General features: G+C 75.6%; 11 protein-coding genes and 1 pseudogene. 8 read left to right on the forward strand and 4 right to left on the reverse strand.

Translation table 11 applies throughout. The features are described 5' to 3' along the window. Positions 1 to 318 precede the first annotated feature (318 nt). The 7 genes and pseudogenes from UIS43_RS04825 (at position 319) to UIS43_RS04855 (ending at position 7,813) form a co-directional block, all read left to right on the forward strand. Positions 319 to 585, forward strand: coding sequence for a hypothetical protein (locus UIS43_RS04825; protein WP_370012582.1), 267 nt, complete (start codon positions 319 to 321; stop codon positions 583 to 585). Then, positions 582 to 1,109, forward strand: coding sequence for a phytanoyl-CoA dioxygenase family protein (locus tag UIS43_RS04830; RefSeq protein WP_370012584.1), 528 nt, complete (start codon positions 582 to 584; stop codon positions 1,107 to 1,109). The genes UIS43_RS04825 and UIS43_RS04830 overlap by 4 nt, the downstream gene beginning before the upstream one ends. A 127-nt stretch (positions 1,110 to 1,236) precedes the next feature. Beyond that, positions 1,237 to 1,497: pseudogene (locus UIS43_RS04835) on the forward strand (AMP-binding protein); the annotation flags it as partial. A 61-nt stretch (positions 1,498 to 1,558) separates the two neighbouring features. After that, complete coding sequence (locus UIS43_RS04840; protein WP_370012586.1) at positions 1,559 to 5,386, forward strand: AMP-binding protein; 3,828 nt, start codon at positions 1,559 to 1,561, stop codon at positions 5,384 to 5,386. A gap of 48 nt (positions 5,387 to 5,434) precedes the next feature. Then, the gene (locus tag UIS43_RS04845; protein ID WP_013153262.1) at positions 5,435 to 6,295 is read left to right on the forward strand and encodes a TauD/TfdA family dioxygenase; all 861 of its coding nucleotides are present in this window, start codon (positions 5,435 to 5,437) and stop codon (positions 6,293 to 6,295) included. Continuing rightward, the gene (locus UIS43_RS04850) at positions 6,292 to 7,056 is read left to right on the forward strand and encodes an SDR family oxidoreductase (RefSeq protein ID WP_013153263.1); all 765 of its coding nucleotides are present in this window, start codon (positions 6,292 to 6,294) and stop codon (positions 7,054 to 7,056) included. The genes UIS43_RS04845 and UIS43_RS04850 overlap by 4 nt, the downstream gene beginning before the upstream one ends. A gap of 7 nt (positions 7,057 to 7,063) precedes the next feature. Continuing rightward, complete coding sequence (locus UIS43_RS04855; RefSeq protein WP_013153264.1) at positions 7,064 to 7,813, forward strand: methyltransferase domain-containing protein; 750 nt, start codon at positions 7,064 to 7,066, stop codon at positions 7,811 to 7,813. 185 nt (positions 7,814 to 7,998) lie between these two features. Here UIS43_RS04855 and UIS43_RS04860 read toward each other — a convergent pair whose 3' ends face one another. From UIS43_RS04860 to UIS43_RS04875, 4 genes are all read right to left on the reverse strand, one after another. Continuing rightward, positions 7,999 to 8,949, reverse strand: a complete 951-nt coding sequence (locus UIS43_RS04860) for a D-alanine--D-alanine ligase (protein ID WP_019607117.1) — start codon at positions 8,947 to 8,949, stop codon at positions 7,999 to 8,001. A gap of 52 nt (positions 8,950 to 9,001) precedes the next feature. Continuing rightward, positions 9,002 to 10,234 (reverse strand): PLP-dependent aminotransferase family protein, encoded by a 1,233-nt coding sequence (locus UIS43_RS04865; protein WP_117199022.1) that lies wholly within the window; start codon positions 10,232 to 10,234, stop codon positions 9,002 to 9,004. An 881-nt stretch (positions 10,235 to 11,115) separates the two neighbouring features. Further along, the gene (locus tag UIS43_RS04870; RefSeq protein ID WP_013153268.1) at positions 11,116 to 12,435 is read right to left on the reverse strand and encodes a GAF domain-containing protein; all 1,320 of its coding nucleotides are present in this window, start codon (positions 12,433 to 12,435) and stop codon (positions 11,116 to 11,118) included. A gap of 408 nt (positions 12,436 to 12,843) precedes the next feature. Next, on the reverse strand, positions 12,844 to 14,439 hold the full coding sequence (locus tag UIS43_RS04875; protein ID WP_370012588.1) for a PucR family transcriptional regulator: 1,596 nt from the start codon (positions 14,437 to 14,439) through the stop codon (positions 12,844 to 12,846). Positions 14,440 to 14,827: 388 nt separating this feature from the next. On the opposite strand from UIS43_RS04875, the gene speB reads away from it, so the two are divergent. Further along, positions 14,828 to 15,775, forward strand: a complete 948-nt coding sequence (gene speB, locus UIS43_RS04880; RefSeq protein WP_013153270.1) for an agmatinase — start codon at positions 14,828 to 14,830, stop codon at positions 15,773 to 15,775. Positions 15,776 to 15,802 lie beyond the last annotated feature (27 nt).

The raw sequence follows: 15,802 nt of genomic DNA on the forward strand, positions 1-15,802 counted from the left end.
GGCAGCAGCGCCCGCAAACCGCCGTGAACAGCGCTGACACACTCCCCCACACCTCCCACGACCCTCGCGCGCGCACGTGTTCGCACATCCCCCACGGGATTCTTTTCCGACCTTCTTGACACAGAAGGGAACGGATGCAAAATTGATGCAGTCGGACCACGGAACACCGCCCTCCCGCGGAAATACCTCGCCATTCCCCCAGCGCCCGGTCGGCGGGAAACGAGAACGCCCTCCCACCCCCGGAACAGGACCAGCACGGCGATCCCCACGACGACCCGGCAGTCGTCCACCACCGAAGCGCGAATCACGGGTGACACTTTGACGCATGCGTTGTCCCAGGACGTGTCCGCGGCCGAGCGACGAGAGCGCTTCGCCGAGTCGGGGTACCTCGTCCTCCCCGGCCTCCTGCCCGAGAACCTCCTCCACCGGCTCCTCCCCGAGGTGGACCGCTGGGTGGACGAGGGGCTGCGCGACCGCTCGATAGCCGCCTGCCTCGACCCGGAGGGGGCGACCCCCGCCCGGCCCTGGAACTGGAGCTGCCCGCCCACGGCGAACTCCTCACCCACCGCCCGCTGCTGGAGGTGATCGCGGAGCTGCTGGAGGCGCCCTTCGTCTTCCACCACCTGCACAGCGCCAGGCACGACCCGGACACCGGGGGCAAGCCCTGGCACCACGACAACGAGCCCAACGACGTCGGGGACCCGGGCCTGATCATGGTGCACGCCCTGCACTACCCGGCGGGCCTGGACGAGAGCATGGGGAGTCTGGCCGTCCTGCCCGGGTCCCACCGTGAGGAGGCGGACAAGACCGCCCGCGCCCACCTGGGCACCTCGGAGCTGCCGGGCGAGGCCGTCCTCGACCGGCTCCCGCCCGGTTCGACCGTCCTGCTCAACTCGGCGCTGTTCCACGCGCGCAGGCCCGCCCCGCGGACGACCCGCCGCCCCCGCTACTTCGTCGACGCCTCCTACTGCCAGACCGGCGCCCGGTGGCGCCCGGTCAAGCCCTACTGGCGGCACATGCTCACCCGCGCCCGCGAACTCGGCCTCGACCGGGGCGGATGGCCGGAGCTGTTCTCACCTCGGCACTTCACCGACTACACCCCGGTATGAGGCTCCGGAGCCGGTCCCGGGCCCGACGGTGACGGACGCCCCCGCCACGGGGCCGCGCGAACCAGACAGCGGAGACGGAGCGGAGACGATGACGCACGTGTTGCGATCCACCCCCACACTGCCCGACATGCTCACGGAGGGGAGTCGGGCGCACCCGCTCCGTACGGCGCTGACCGACGGCGTGCGCTCCCTCAGCTACCGCGACCTCGACGCCGCCGCCGAACGGGTCGCCGCCCGCCTGGCCGCACGGGGCCTGGGCCGCGGCGACCGGGTGGCCCTGCTCGGGCCGCGCGACGCCCGGCTGTGCGCGCTCCTGCACGGGGTCCTGCGCTCGGGCGCGGCCGCGGTCGTGGTCGACCCGGAGTGGAGCGCCGCCGACGTCGCCGCGCGTCTGGACGACGTCGCGGTCGCCCACGCGCTCACCGCCGACCCGGACACGCGTGCTCCCGGTGAGCGCGACACCGAGGTCGTGGACCCCCAGACCCCGGCGGCGACCGCCCCCGCCCCCCCGCCGCGTCCCGGGCCCGGCCTCCGACCCGGCCTACCTCTCCTTCACCTCGGGTTCGAGCGGGCGGCCCAAGGCCGTCACGGTCACCCACGCCAACGCGGCGCACTACGCGCTGGCGCTGCGCGACCGCCTCGGCCTCACCCGCGCCGACGCCCCGGTGTTCGCGCACGTGACCACCCTGGCGGCGGACCTGGGCCACACCTCCTGGCTGCTCGCCCTGGCCACCGGGGGCCGTGTGCACGTCGTCCCCGACCGCGCAGCCCGGGACCCGCGGGCCCTCTGGGACTCCCTGCGCCGGGCCCGGGTCTCGGTGCTCAAGACGACCCCTTCCCACATGGCCGCACTGGTGGAGGAGCGTCCCTCCGCGCAGGAGCCGCTGCACACCCTGCTGCTGGGGGGCGAGGCGCTGCCCCGGTCGCTGGCCTCGGACCTGCTGGAGGGCGGTGTCGCGCACCGGGTGGTCAACCACTACGGGCCGACCGAGACGACCATCGGCGCCACCTGCCTCGTCGCCCGCTCACGCGCCGACCTGCCCGGCGACGAGCCGACGGTCCCCATCGGCGCCCCGATCGGCGGGGCGCGGCTGCACCTGCTGGACGCCGAGGGGCGGGAGGTCCCCGACGGCGCCGAGGGCGAACTCCTCATCGGCGGGCCCGGGGTCACGGCGGGCTACTTCGGTCGCCCCGAGGAGACCGCGCGCCGCTTCGTCGGCCGGGGCGGGGAGCGGGTGTACCGGACCGGCGACGTGTGCCGCCGCCGCCCGGACGGCGACCTGGTCTTCGTCGGCCGCACCGACCGCGAGGTCAAGGTGCGGGGGTACCGCGTGGACCCGGTGGGGGTCGAGCGGGTGATCGAGGGGTTCCCGGGGGTGGGGCTGTCCGCCGTGCTGGCCCGGGAGACGCCCGCGGGGACCGCCCTGGTGGCCGCCGTGCGCCCGACCGGCGCGCGGGAGGAGGCGGAGCTGCTCGACGCGCTGCGCGCCCACCTGCGCGAGCGGCTGCCCGGGTACGCGGTGCCCCAGCCCGTGGTCGCCCTGGACGCGTTCCCCACCGGCCCCAACGGCAAGCTCGACCGCGCGCGCCTGGCCGAGGCCGTGAACGCGGCCCTGGACGCGCGGGCACGCCGCACCGCCCCGGACGGGCCGGACCCGGACGCACGGCCGCTGGTCCGCGCCATCGCCGAACTGTGGGCGGGCGCGCTCGGACTGCCCTCCGTCGGCCCGGGCGCCGACGTGCTCGAACTCGGCGGGGACTCCCTCCTGGCCATGCGCACGGTGGCGTTCCTGCGCCGGTCCGGTCTGCGCGTGGCCTTCGAGGACTTCTACCGCCACCCCACGCCCGAACTCCTGGCCTCGGCCGCCCGCCCCGACGCGGGGGACCCGGCCGAGCGCGCACCGCACCCGGAGCACGCCCGGGCGCTGGCCCCCGCCCAGCGCTGGCTGCTGCGGCAGCCCCTGGCCGACACGCGCCACTGGAACCAGTCCGTCCTGCTGCGCTGCGCGGCGCCCGTGGACGCCCCGGCCCTGTCCGCGGCCGTGGGGGCCGTCCTGGAACGGCACCCGGCCCTGCGCACCCCCGTCGGCCCGGGCGGCCCCGGGCGTCCGCGTCCCGCGCGGGACCTGCACGCGGTGTCCTTCTCGCGGCTGCCCGGGGAGCCCGGCCGCGCTACGGGGGTGATCGGCGGCGCGTGCACCGAACTGCACCGGGGTCTGGACCCGGACTCCGGGCTCCTGCTGCGCGCGCACCTGTTCACCGGCCACCCCGACGGCGGGGACCGGCTCGCGGTGATCGCCCACCACCTGGCCGTGGACGGCCTCTCCTGGCGGATCCTGCTGGACGACCTCGCGCACGCCTACCGGTCGGCGCTGTCCGGGAAGGAGGAGTGCCTGCCCCCCACGGCCGACTTCTACCGGTGGGCGGCCCGGACCCCGCGCCCACCCGAGGCTCCCGAGACCGCGGCCCCGCCCCGGGGCGGGGCCGCGCCCGAGCGGGCACGGCCGACGGCCCTGGTCTGGGGCCTGGACGGGGCGGCCACCGACCGGCTCGTGCACCGCCACGGGCACGGCCAGGACCTGGAGGCGTTCCTGCTGGCGGCCTTCGCCGACGCCGTGCTGGGCCGCGGCGGGCACGCCCGGCTGGAGGTGGAGGTGGAGACGCACGGGCGCGACACCAGCGACGCGGGGCACGCCTACATGGACACCGTCGGCTGGTTCACCGCCGCGAAGCGGGTCGGACTCGACCGCGCCGACGGCGGCCCGGCCCTGCGGGCGCGGGCGGTCCGGCGCCTCCTGCGCGAGGCGCCCGAGCTGCCGATGGACTCCCCCGGGCCCAGGCCCGAGGCGGGGTTCAACTTCCTGGGGACGTTCCGGCCGCCCGGAGACCCCTCCCTCGGCTGGACCGTGGCCCCCGAACAGGCCGGGAACGCCCGCTGCTCCGGGGGCGACCCCCTCCAGCGCCTCCGGCTCACCGCCCGCGTCGTCGAGGGCAGGCTGGTGGCCGACCTGGTGTACGCCTGGCCCGACCTGTCCCACGAGGACGCGGCGGGCGTCCTCTCCGGCTTCGGCCGCCGCGTCGCGGCCGAGGCCCTGGCGAAGCCCCCGGCGCACAGCAGGTCGCCGGTGTCGACCTCGGGGCAGCCGATGCTCCACGGGGCTCCCCACCACGGCGCGGCCGTGCGGGTGCTCCGCGAACCCGCGCGGGTCCTGCTCACCGGCGCCACCGGCTACCTCGGCACGCACCTGCTCGGCGCGCTCCTGGAGCGGGGGGCGGAGGTCACCTGCCTGGTGCGCGCCGACAGCGACGCCGACGCCGTCCGGCGGGTCGGCGCCGGGTCGGGCGGCGTCGACGCCGTGGCCGGAGACGTCACCCGGGAGGGCCTGGGCCTGTCCGGGGACGGGCTGCGCCGCGTCAGGGGGGTCCACGCCGTCGTCCACGCCGCGGCGGACGTGCGCCTGGTGGCTCCGCCCGACGAACTCGAACGCGTCAACGCGACCGCGGTCCGCGCCCTGGTGTCCTGGATCGACGCCGAGGTCCCCGGGGCGCGCCTGCACCACCTGTCGACCCTGGCCGTGTGCGGCGGCGTCGAGGGGCCCGCGCGCCGCTTCAGCGAGGCCGACCTGCGCATCGGACAGAGCTTTCGCACCCCCTACGAGAGGACCAAGTTCGCGGCCGAGGAGATCGTCCGCTCCTGGGCCGCCTCGGGCCGCCAGTGCTACGTCCACCGCAGCGGCCACATCGCCGCGCACAGCCGTACCGGGGCGTTCCAGAGCAACGTCTCGGACAACCGGGTCTACCAGCTCGTGCGCGGTTACGTCCTGGCCGGGGCGGCGCCCAGGCGCCCGTCGACCTCCTTCGTCTTCTCCCACGTGGACACGGTGGCGGCGGGGATCGCGGCGATCGCCACGCACCCGTGCGCCGTGCCCGGCGCCTACCACGTCGAGTCGCCCCACCAGGTCCCCCACGACGAACTCGTGGCCTGGCTCGCCCGGCACGGCTACCCGGTCGCGCTGACCGGCGACGAGGCGTTCGCCGCGGCGCTGGCCCGGGCCGAGCCCGACCACCCGACGGAGATCCGCCTGGCGTCGGCGTGGTCGCAGCTGGAGGAGCGCAACGTCGTCGTCGACGGTTCGCGCACCGTGTCCCTGCTCGACCGCGCCGGTGTGCGCTTCGCGGCCCCCACCCCCCGGTGGTGGTCCGCGGCCCTGGGGTGGGCGGCCCGGACAGGTTTCCTGCCCCCGGTCGCCGTCCAGGACGGCGCCACCGCCCGCTGAACGCTTCGCGGCACTCCCCGCGAACCCGCCTGACGAAGGGAACGACCCATGTCCGATGACACCGTGACCGACCTGGGATGGAACACCGAGGTCCTGGAGGAGCGGCGCCCGCTCTGGTCGCTGCCGCTGGAAAAGGAGGACACGCGACTGCTTGCGGAGGCCGCGGCGGCCGACAGCTGGGACGGCGCCGAGGAGGTGCGCGACAGGCTCCGCGCCTTCGCCGTCGAGAGCGTGCGCTCGGTGGGGTTCGCGCACGTGCGCGGCCTGGTCTCCCCCGACGCGCCCTACGCCGTGAGCGAGGCGGTCATGCGGTTCGTGCTGCGCGAGCTGGGCGAGGTCATCCCGCAGAACGCCAAGGGCGACCTGACCCACGTGCTCCGCGACCAGGACGGCGACGGGGCCACCGAGCTGGGCTTCCACTGCGACACCTGCGACGTGCTCGTCCTGCTCTGCCTCCAGCCCGCGGTGGACGGCGGGGGCGACACCAAGCTCGCCAGCGCGCGGACGGTGCGCGAGACGGTGGCGGGCGAGCGCCCCGACGTGCTCGCCACGCTGGAGCGGGACTGGACCTTCGACCGGACCGGCCGCGCCGGTCAGCAGGTCGTCGTCTCGCCGATCCTCTTCGTCCAGGAGGACGGCTCCGTGGGCTGCTACTACCAGCCCCGCACGGTGCGGACCTCGCCCGAACGGGGCGGGCCGCCCCTGAGCGAGGAGCAGTGGGAGGCCCTGGGCTTCCTGGACGAGGTCCTCTACCGCCCCGAGATCGCCTTCCGCCTGCGCCTGGAGGCGGGCGAGCTGCTGCTCATCCGCAACAACCGGGTCATGCACGGGCGCTCGCCCTACGTGGACGTGCCCGGTCCGCGGGCCCGCCGCGTGCTCAGGGCCTGGATGAGCACGGAGGTGCTGTGACCCCCCGTCCGCGCGGCGGCGGGGTCGCCGTGGTCACCGGCGGCGGGAGCGGGCTGGGCCGGGCGGGCGCCCTGGCCCTGCTCGCGGACGGGTGGTCGGTCGCGGTGGCCGGACGGCGCGCGGGCGCGCTCGAGGAGACCCTGGCCCTGGCGGGGGCGGACGCGGACCGGATGGCGGCCGTCCCGACCGACATCAGGGACCCCGACGGGGTCGCGTCGCTCTTCGCGGCCGTGCGCGAGCGCTTCGGCCGGGTGGACCTGCTGTTCAACAACGCGGGCGCGGCCGTGCCGCGCAGGCCGGTCGAGGACATGCCCCTGGACGACTGGGACAGGGTGGTGGGCACCGTCGCCACCGGAGCCTTCCTGTGCTCGCGCGAGGCCTTCCGGGTGATGCGGGACCAGTCGCCGCGGGGTGGGCGCATCATCAACAACGGCGCCCCGTCGGCCCACGTGCCGCGGCCGTACACCATCGCCTACACCGCGGCCAAGCACGCCCTGCTGGGGATGACGCGCGCCCTGGCTCTGGACGGGCGCAGGTACGGGATCGCCTGCGGGCAGATCGACGTGGGCAACGTGGCGCCGGTGGACGGGGGGCCGCAGCCCGCGGCGGTCCAGGCGGACGGGACGAGGGCCGTGGAGCCGGTGATCCCGGTGGAGCGGTTCACCGAGTCGCTGACGCTGATGGCGTCGATGCCCCTGGACGCCAACGTCCAGTTCCTCACCGTCCTGCCGACCGCGATGCCCTTCGTCGGGCGGGGGTGAGGGGCCGGTGTTCGTCAGCTCCCGCTCCTTCGAGGAGTACCGGGCGATGTTCGCGCTCTCGGACCGGGACCTGTCGCTGCGGATCCTGGACTGCCCCGGCGGGGCGGCGGGGTTCGTGGCCGGGGCGCGGGGCGCGGACGCCGTCGCCGTGGACCCCGAGTACGCCGGTGACAGGAGGGCGCTGGGCTCGCTGGCCCTGCGCGAGGCCGAGCACCGGCACTCCCTCGTCGCGCGGGGGGCGGCGGATTTCGTGTGGACGTGGTTCGGCTCCCCCGAGCGGTACACGCGGTTGCGGACCCGGGCCGCGCGCGCCTTCGCCGCCGACCTCGCGGCGCGGCCGGAGCGCTACGTCGCGGGCGCCCTGCCCGACCTGCCCTTCGCCGACCGCTCCTTCGACCTGGTGCTCAGCTCGCACCTGCTGTTCTCCTACGGGGCGCGGCTCGACGAGGACTTCCACCGGTGCGCCCTGCTCGAACTGGTGCGCGTGGCCCGGTGGCAGGTGCGCCTGTTCCCCGTGGTGCTGCACACCAGCGGGGAGAGGTACGGTGCGCTCGACCGGCTGCGGGAGTGGCTGGAGGGGCGGGGCGTGCGCACCCGGCTGGAGCGGGTCGACTACGAGTTCCAGCCCGGGGGCGACGAGATGCTCCTCCTCGACGGCCTCTGCGGCGCCGCGGGACCGCGGACGTCCCGGGACGGGCGGGGTCGCGCCTTCGGCCTGGACCCGGTGCGCTGGCGCCACCTGGAGGCGGGGACGTAGCCGCCCGGGCACCGCCGCGACGGGGTGGGGCCACGGCGTCACCACGGCGCGGGGATTGCCCTGTCCCCTCTCCAGCGGCTCGAAGGGGTGGCCGGGGCTGTCAGGAGAGGCGCTCGGGCTCCCGGAATAGGACCGGGCCGGGGCCGCCGGGAACGGCGGCGCCCGGCCCGGACGCGTCGGCGGGGTCAGCCGCGCAGCAGCGCCTGGTGGGCCAGCTCCCGGCACGCGACCGCGAAGTCCAGCCCCGCGGCGGCGGCCCCCATCGGGAAGGTGGAGGTCTCGGTCAGGCCCGGGGCCACGTTGGTCTCCAGGAAGGTGACGCGGCCGTCGGTCCCCACGATGACGTCGGTGCGGGACAGGTCCCGCAGCCCCAGGACGCGGTGCGCGGTCAGCGCCACCTCGGTGGCCTCGGCGACCGTGGCGGGGTCCAGGCGCGCCGGGCAGAAGAACTCGGTGCGCCCGGCGGTGTAGCGGGCGGCGTAGTCGTACACCCCGCCGTCGGGCACGATCTCCACCGGCGGCAGCGCCACCGGCCCGTCGCCGGTGTCGAGGACGCCCACGGCCAGCTCGGTGCCCTGCACCTGCTCCTCGACCAGGGCCGAGTCGCTGTAGGCGAAGCAGGACACCAGGGCCGCCGACAGCTCCTGCACCGAGCCGACCGGCGCCGCGCCGAACGCGGAGCCGCCCCGGTCGGGCTTGACGAACAGCGGCAGGCCCAGCCGGTCGGCGAGCCGGTCCATCAGCGCCGGAGCGCCCAGGTCGTGGAAGGCCGACTTGGGCAGGGCGGCGCCGCGCGGCACCCGCACGCCCTCGGCGGCCAGCAGCGCCTTGGCGGCGGGCTTGGAGTAGGCCAGTCGGCAGCCCCCCGGCCGGGCGCCCACGTAGGGCACCCCGACCAGTTCCAGGACCTCCCGGATGGCACCGTCCTCGCCCGCGGCCCCGTGCAGGACGGGGAAGACCACCTGCGGCGGGTCCTGGACGAGGCGGTCCAGCAGGGTGGAGTCCACGTCGGCGACCTGGACCTCCACGCCGAGCCTGCGCAGCGCCTCGGCGACGCCGCGCCCGGAGTGGACGCTCACCTCGTGTTCGGGGGACAGGCCCCCGGCCAGGACGAGAACCCGGTCAAGGTCTGCCACGGCGCGGACCTCCTTCTGTGCTGCTGTCATGATGGGGTGCCCTCATGGGGTGTCAGGGCAGGTCCGGAGCGGGGGCCTGTGGGCCGTCTGCGCTCGGGGCCAGGGTGGTGCCGAACGTATCACGCAGGTCGATCTCACCCTCGATGGCTCCGACGAGGCGGCGCACTCCCTCGCGGATCTGCTCGGGTGTGGGGTAGCAGAAGCTCAGGCGCATGTTGGCCCGGCCGCGTCCGTCGGCGTAGAAGCCGGTGCCGGGCACGTAGGCGACCCGTTCGGTGACGGCCCGGGGCAGCATGGCCTTGGCGTCGATGCCCTCGGGCAGAGTGGCCCAGACGAAGAATCCGCCCTGGGGGCGGGTCCAGGTGCAGCCCGCGGGCATCATCGCGGTCAGCGCGTTGAGCATCGCGTCGCGGCGTTCGCCGTACATGGTGTTGAACGACTTGATCTGCTCGCGCCAGGGGAAGGTGTTGAGGTAGCGGCGCACCACCAGCTGGTTGAAGGTGGAGTGGCTGAGCATCGCCGACTCGGCGGCCAGGACGAGCTTGGCGCGCACCGCGGCGGGGGCGAGCGCCCAGCCGATGCGCAGGCCCGGGGAGAGGGTCTTGGACAGCGATCCCAGGTAGATGACGTTGCCCTCGCTCTGGGAGTAGAGGGTGGGCTCGGGGTCGCCGTCGTAGCGCAGCAGGCCGTAGGGGTTGTCCTCGACGATGAGCACGTCGTGGCGTTCGCAGGCCTCGGTCACCCGCGCGCGCCGCTCGGCCGTCATGGTGATCCCGGCGGGGTTCTGGAAGTTGGGGACGGTGTAGAAGAACTTCACCGGCCGCCCGTCCAGCTCGGCGCGGACGAGCGCCTCCTCCAGCTCCTCGGGGATCACGCCCTGCTCGTCCATGCCGACGTGGCGGATGTCGGCCTGGAAGGCGGCGAAGGTGTTGATCGCGGTGACGTAGGTGGGGGCCTCGGTCAGCACGATGTCGCCCGGGTCGACGAAGACGCGGGTGATCAGGTCCAGGGCCTGCTGGGAGCCGACGGTGACGATGACGTCGTCGGGGCTGGCGGTGATGCCCTCCAGCGTCATGTAGTCGCAGAGCTGCTCGCGCAGCACGGGGTCGCCCTGGGCGGAACCGTACTGGAGGGCCGCCGCGCCCTCCTCGGAGACGACGTCCTTGACCAGTTCGCCGATCTGGTCCAGGGGCAGAGCCGCGACGTTGGGCATGCCCCCGGCGAGGGAGACCACCTCGGGGCGCGAGGCGACGGCGAAGAGTGCGCGGACCTCCGATGCGACCATGCCCTGTGCTCGGCGTGCGTAGCGGCCGACGTGCGGGTCGATACGCGAACCCTGTTGGCTGGGCTGCTGCTCTCGGTGGTCAGCGGACACGGTCCACCTCCGAAGGAAGGTCGTTCTGTGGGGCAGGGCGGGGGGCCGCCCGGGAACTCCCTGCGTTCCCGGGTTCGACGCCCTCGCCGTCCCCGCGGTTCACACCCCGTCCACGGGAGCGGGCGCGGTGCCCGGGCTCGCGGGTGGGGCGGTCGGGTGGGCTGGGTCGCGGGTGAACACGACCCGGTAAATGCACCGAGTCTAGCCCAGCCTCGGAGGACGGGCACGGAACGGGCCCCCGCGTGCTGTTCGCCACACCGGTCACACCCGCTCCCCTCGTCCCTTCCGGTGGACTACCCGTCCGCGGCGGGTTCCACGGGGAGCGAGGCGAGAACATGGGCCGCTCTTTCCCCTGCCGTCGGCCGGCGCCCTCTGGGTGGAGGAGGTCGCGCGGACCGTGGGGCGGGGACTCTTCCGGGAACCGTCCCGGTGGAGCCCTGTCCGCCCACCGGGACGGCGGCTCACCGGGGGAGACATGGCGCGGGGGCGGGTCCCCCTGAACCCGCCCCCGCGCATCGGCACGCCCCGGGAAGCCGGGCTCCCGCGAGGGGCGTACCGTCGGCGCGATGGCCCCGGGGGTTCCCCCGAATCCCCGTGGTCGGCCATCCGAGCCCGGTGGCGCCTCTGCGTTACTCTCCCCCGGAACCCCCCTCAAGGTCCCAAGGCCGTGGAAGCGCCACGCGTTCCGTCCGCGGTCCGCCGCCGGGCCCTCTCTTGCCCCGCGGCGGCCACCGACGCCGGGCCGCGCACGCACAGTCCATCGCACGCCGCACGGCACGGCAACGGTTGCACTAGGTTGCGGTTCCGTCGCGCAGAGCCATGGGACAGTCGCCGTCGCGGAGCGCGTCCCGCAGCGCGCACACCCCGGGGGCCACCGACCCGGGCAGCAGGTCCACCGGTGAGGGGGGACGCACCACCCGCACCCGCACCTCCCCGCTGAACCGGTAGGGGCGGCTCTGGATGATGCCGCCCAGGTGGCGGCGCACGCGCGAGAGCTCGGCGCGCACCGTCACCACGTGCCCGCCCGCGCCGAACACGTCCTGGGACAGCTGCGCTCCGGTGCGCCCGGCCCGGTGCACGGCCAACAGCAGCAGCAGCTCCGCGTGGCGCGGGGTGAGCCGGTGCGCCCACTCCCCGCTGGGCCCGGCGACCACCATCCTGGGCGAGGGCCGGGTCAGGTCCAGGGTGACTGTGGAGGGCGCGCTCTCCGCCGCCGGACGCGGGCGCAGCAGCCATCCGCCGGGCAGGGGCTCCAGGGCGCACTCCCCCAGGGCGGGCAGCCAGGCGGTGCCGCTCCCGCGCTGTTTGGGCAGCAGCACCCTGCGGACCGGCTCCATGTGGACGGCGGCGGCGGTCCACCCGGCCTCGTCCACCACCAGCGCGCGTTCGCTCATCCCGGCCAGCAGGGGCGCGGCCACCGAGCGCAGCCGCTCCAGGTGGGTGTGGTGGAGGCTCTGCAGATGGGCTTCGGCCAGTTGGGCCACCGCGCTGACCAGGGCGAGGGTGGAGGGGTGGATGGTGGAGACGGGGCCGGTGACGTCGACGGCGCCGAGCAGGCGGCCGTCGCGGGGGTCGTGGATGGGTGCGCAGGCGCAGGTGAGGGCGTGCAGGCTGCGCATGAAGTGCTCGGCGGAGTAGACCTGCACGGGCCGCCCCACGACCAGGGCGGTGCCGATGGCGTTGGTGCCGGTGCTGCCCTCGTTCCAGAAGGCCCCCTCGACGAGCCCGACGCGGTCGCCGAGGGCGCGGACGCGGTGGGAGCCGTCGCGCCACAGGACCTGACCGGAGGCGTCGGTGACCAGCATGATGTGGTCGGCCTCGTCGGCGACCGAGACGAGGGAGCGGCGGATCAGCGGCAGGACCTCGGCGATCGGGGAGGCGTCCCGGTGCCGTTGGAGTTCGTCCAGCCGGGCCATGCGGGGCGGCGGGGCGCTGTCGGGGTCGATCCCGAAGCGTCGGCTGCGGGACCAGGAGTCCTCGATGACCGGCCGCAGGGCGGCCGGCGCCGGGCGCCCGGAGAGCGAGGCCTCGTGCACGCGCCGGAGCAGGCGGGCGTGCTCGCGGGCGTCGGCCCCGGCCGGCAGGGCCGTGTCCAGCGGCGGAAAAGACATGCGGTCCCCTGAGCTCGCGTTCGCAACGGCGTTCATCAATTTTCTCGGTTCGGCTTCGACAGGGTTGAGGGAACGGAAATACACACATGTTTCGGAGGCCGCTCTCGCTTCCACTTCCGTTTCATCACCGGATTATGCCCCATCGCGCACCCCGGGGCGGACGGGGATCCCGTTGCCGCGGGGAAGCCGCAAACCCCGTGGCGTCCGCGCGTATCCGGCGCGGTGCCCGCGTCCGCCGCCGCCGAAAGGCCGTGGACGCGTCCTCGAAAAGGGGACCGGGATCGAACGGAACAGCGGAATTGCCGAAAACGGCCGGTAATGCCGCAACGGCGCTTTCCCGGACACATGTCCGCGTCCCCGCGGGGGCCGCTCCGGGGTCGCGTCGGACTCGGGGCGGCGGAGCCCGGGTCAGTGCCGCCAGCGGGTGAGCGCGAACCACAGCCGCATGCGCTGCTCGGCGTCGGCCAGGTCCACGCCCAGATCGCGCTCGATCCGCCCGATCCGGTAGCGGACGCTGTTGCGGTGGGCGCCCAGGTCGGCGGCGGCCCGGTCCCAGTTGCCGTGCCGGGTGAGCCAGACCCGCAGGGTGCGGCGCAGCAGGCGCGCGGAGTCGGTGTCCTCGGCCAGCGGTCCCAGGACACGCCGGGCCAGGTCCTCTCCTCCCCCCGGCCCCAGGAGGGCGTCGAAGGGGTCGGCGGGCTCCTCCAGCAGCGGCCCGCCGACCGCGCGGGCACGGGTGAGCAGGGCGGCGGCCCGGCGGTCCGCGGCGGCCAGCTCCGCCGGGTCCACCGGCCCGCTCAGCGCGCCGATCCAGCCGTGGTCGAGCAGCCGGTCCAGGTGGGCCAGGTGCGCGGCCTCGCCCCGGTCGGCGAGGACGGCGCGCAGGTCCTCGCCGGGGCCCGCGTCCAGCAGCCGGGTGCCCAGGGGCAGCGCGGCGGGGGCGGTGTGGCGGCCCCGCCCGGCGGGCCGGGCGCGCAGGACCCGGTAGGCGGCGGGGTCCCCCGGCGCGCCCGCGGCGGCGGGGTCCCCCGGTGCGCCGGCCCTCGCGGAGGCCCCGGTCGCCGCCGGCCCCGCGAAGGCGTCCGTCGGGGCGGTGAGTTCGGCCAGCAGCGGCACGGCCGCGCCGGTGAGCCCGCCGTCCAGGAGCAGACCGGTGATCAGGCGGCCCGGGGCGGGCGGGGCGCCCCGGGAGGCGCGGGCGAGCAGGTCCAGCAGGGCGGTGGCGGTGCGCAGGACGGCCCGGTCGGTGACGTCCAGCGGCTCGGGGCGGCCGACCAGGACCACTCCGTGCTCCTGCGGCGGGGTGCCGACGGTGTGCAGGAAGACCTCGTCCCCCCGCACACGGGCCTTGGCGCCGCGCGGGCCGCGCGGCCGGGTGAGCCGGTCCGCGAGCCCGCGCAGTTCGGGGTCCAGCTCCGCCGGGGCGCCCGGCGTGCGGTGGGCGCCGCCCGGCACGGCGGGCGACGGGCGGGCCAGGACCGCCCAGCCGTCCAGGGCGTCGGCCAGGACCCGCAGGACCCGGTCCACGGGGGCGTCGGCGGTGACGGCCAGGGCCAGGGCCTGGTGCGCCTCGCCCAGGCGGCGCAGGTCGCGCAGGTGCAGCTCCTGGAGTTCGGCGCCCACGGCCTGGCTGACGGCGGCGAAGGGTGTGGGGCGGGGCACCTCCACCAGGGGCAGCCCCCGTGCGCGGCACTGCTCGACCAGCCCGGCGGGGACGGTGTCGTGCACCGGGGTCACACCGAAACCGAGGGCGCTGACCCCCGCGCCGACCAGGGAGTCCACGTAGCCGCGCAGCCCGGCGGGGGCGGCGGGCAGGTTGACGCCCGCGGTGAGCAGCAGTTCACCGCCGCGCAGGTAGGCGGCCGGGTCGGCCAGCTCGCTGGCCACCGCCCAGCCGATCCCCGGGTCCCCGGCGGCCACGAGGGTGGTCAGCCCCAGGTCGCGGCGGCCCACGACGGTGCTCAACGGGACCGTGTGGCCCTGCGCCCCGCTCTGTCCCGACACCCCTGACCCCCTTCGCGAACCGGCCCGCGTCCCCGCCCGGCGGACCGGAGAGGACAGATGCCTCCGGGTGCCCGTGTTCGGGAGCGCTGACCACGTGTTCTGGATACCTCATCCAGTACAACGCACCTTTGTGGATGGTTCGTCCACTGGAGGAGACCGCGTCGGCTGCCTAACCTGACCAGGGTTCGTGTGATCCGCCACGACATGGTCGCCTTCGTTCCCCCCACGCCCCTCCTCCCGCGCCCGGAGTGCCCGGACAGCCGCCGCGCGGCGGGACGGCCCCCGGCCCGGCCGCATGGGGGGCCGAACGCGGACGGCGCGACCGACGCGGGCCCGTACGCGCCCGCGGACCGTACCGAACACCGCACCGACGACGAGAAGGACACCTGTGAACGCACCGATCGGCCCCACCGACTCCAGCCTCGTACCGCGCTTCGCCGGACCGGCCACCTTCGCCCGGCTGCCCCGCATCGACCAGGTCGGGCACGCCGACATCGCCGTGGTCGGCGTCCCCTTCGACACCGGCGTGTCCTACCGCCCCGGCGCGCGCTTCGGCCCCTCGGCCATCCGCGAGGCCAGCCGCCTGCTGCGCCCCTACAACCCGGGCCTGGACGTGTCCCCGTTCGCCTCCGCGCAGGTGGTCGACGGCGGCGACATCGCGGTCAACCCCTTCTCGATCGGCGACGCGGTGGAGACCCTGGACCAGGGCGCCTCCGAGTTCGTACGGGCGGGCACCCGCCTGGTCACCCTGGGCGGCGACCACACCATCGCGCTGCCCCTGCTGCGCTCGCTGTACCGCCGGCACGGGCCGATCGCCCTGCTGCACTTCGACGCCCACCTGGACACCTGGGACACCTACTTCGGCGAGCCCTACACCCACGGCACCCCGTTCCGCCGCGCCGTGGAGGAGGGCATCCTGGACACCGAGGCCCTGTGCCACGTGGGCACCCGCGGTCCGCTCTACGGCAAGAAGGACCTGGAGGAGGACCGCCGCTTCGGCTTCGGCATCGTCACCTCCGCCGACGTCATGCGCAGGGGCGTGGACGAGGTCGCCGACGCGCTGCGCCAGCGCATCGGGAACCGCCCGCTGTACGTGTCGGTGGACATCGACGTGCTCGATCCGGCGCACGCGCCCGGCACCGGCACCCCGGAGGCGGGCGGCCTGACCAGCCGCGAACTGCTGGAGATCCTGCGCGGGCTGGCCTCCTGCAACCTGGTGGGCGCCGACGTGGTGGAGGTCGCCCCGGCCTACGACCACGCGCAGATCACCGCGACCGCCGCCTCGCACGTGGCCTACGACCTGGTCAGCGTCCTGGCGCTGAACCACGGGGGCTGAGTCCGCGCGCCGCGGCGGAGGCGCCCG

The sequence above is a fragment of the Nocardiopsis sp. LDBS0036 genome, assembly GCF_041228755.1.
GTDB lineage: Bacteria > Actinomycetota > Actinomycetes > Streptosporangiales > Streptosporangiaceae > Nocardiopsis > Nocardiopsis dassonvillei.

Excerpts from the sequence above, each read along its gene's own strand:
- UIS43_RS04845 (WP_013153262.1), top strand. The coding sequence starts at position 5,435 with ATGTCCGATGACACCGTGACCGACCTGGGATGGAACACCGAGGTCCTG.
- UIS43_RS04865 (WP_117199022.1), bottom strand. The coding sequence starts at position 10,234 with ATGGTCGCATCGGAGGTCCGCGCACTCTTCGCCGTCGCCTCGCGCCCC.
- UIS43_RS04870 (WP_013153268.1), bottom strand. The coding sequence starts at position 12,435 with ATGTCTTTTCCGCCGCTGGACACGGCCCTGCCGGCCGGGGCCGACGCC.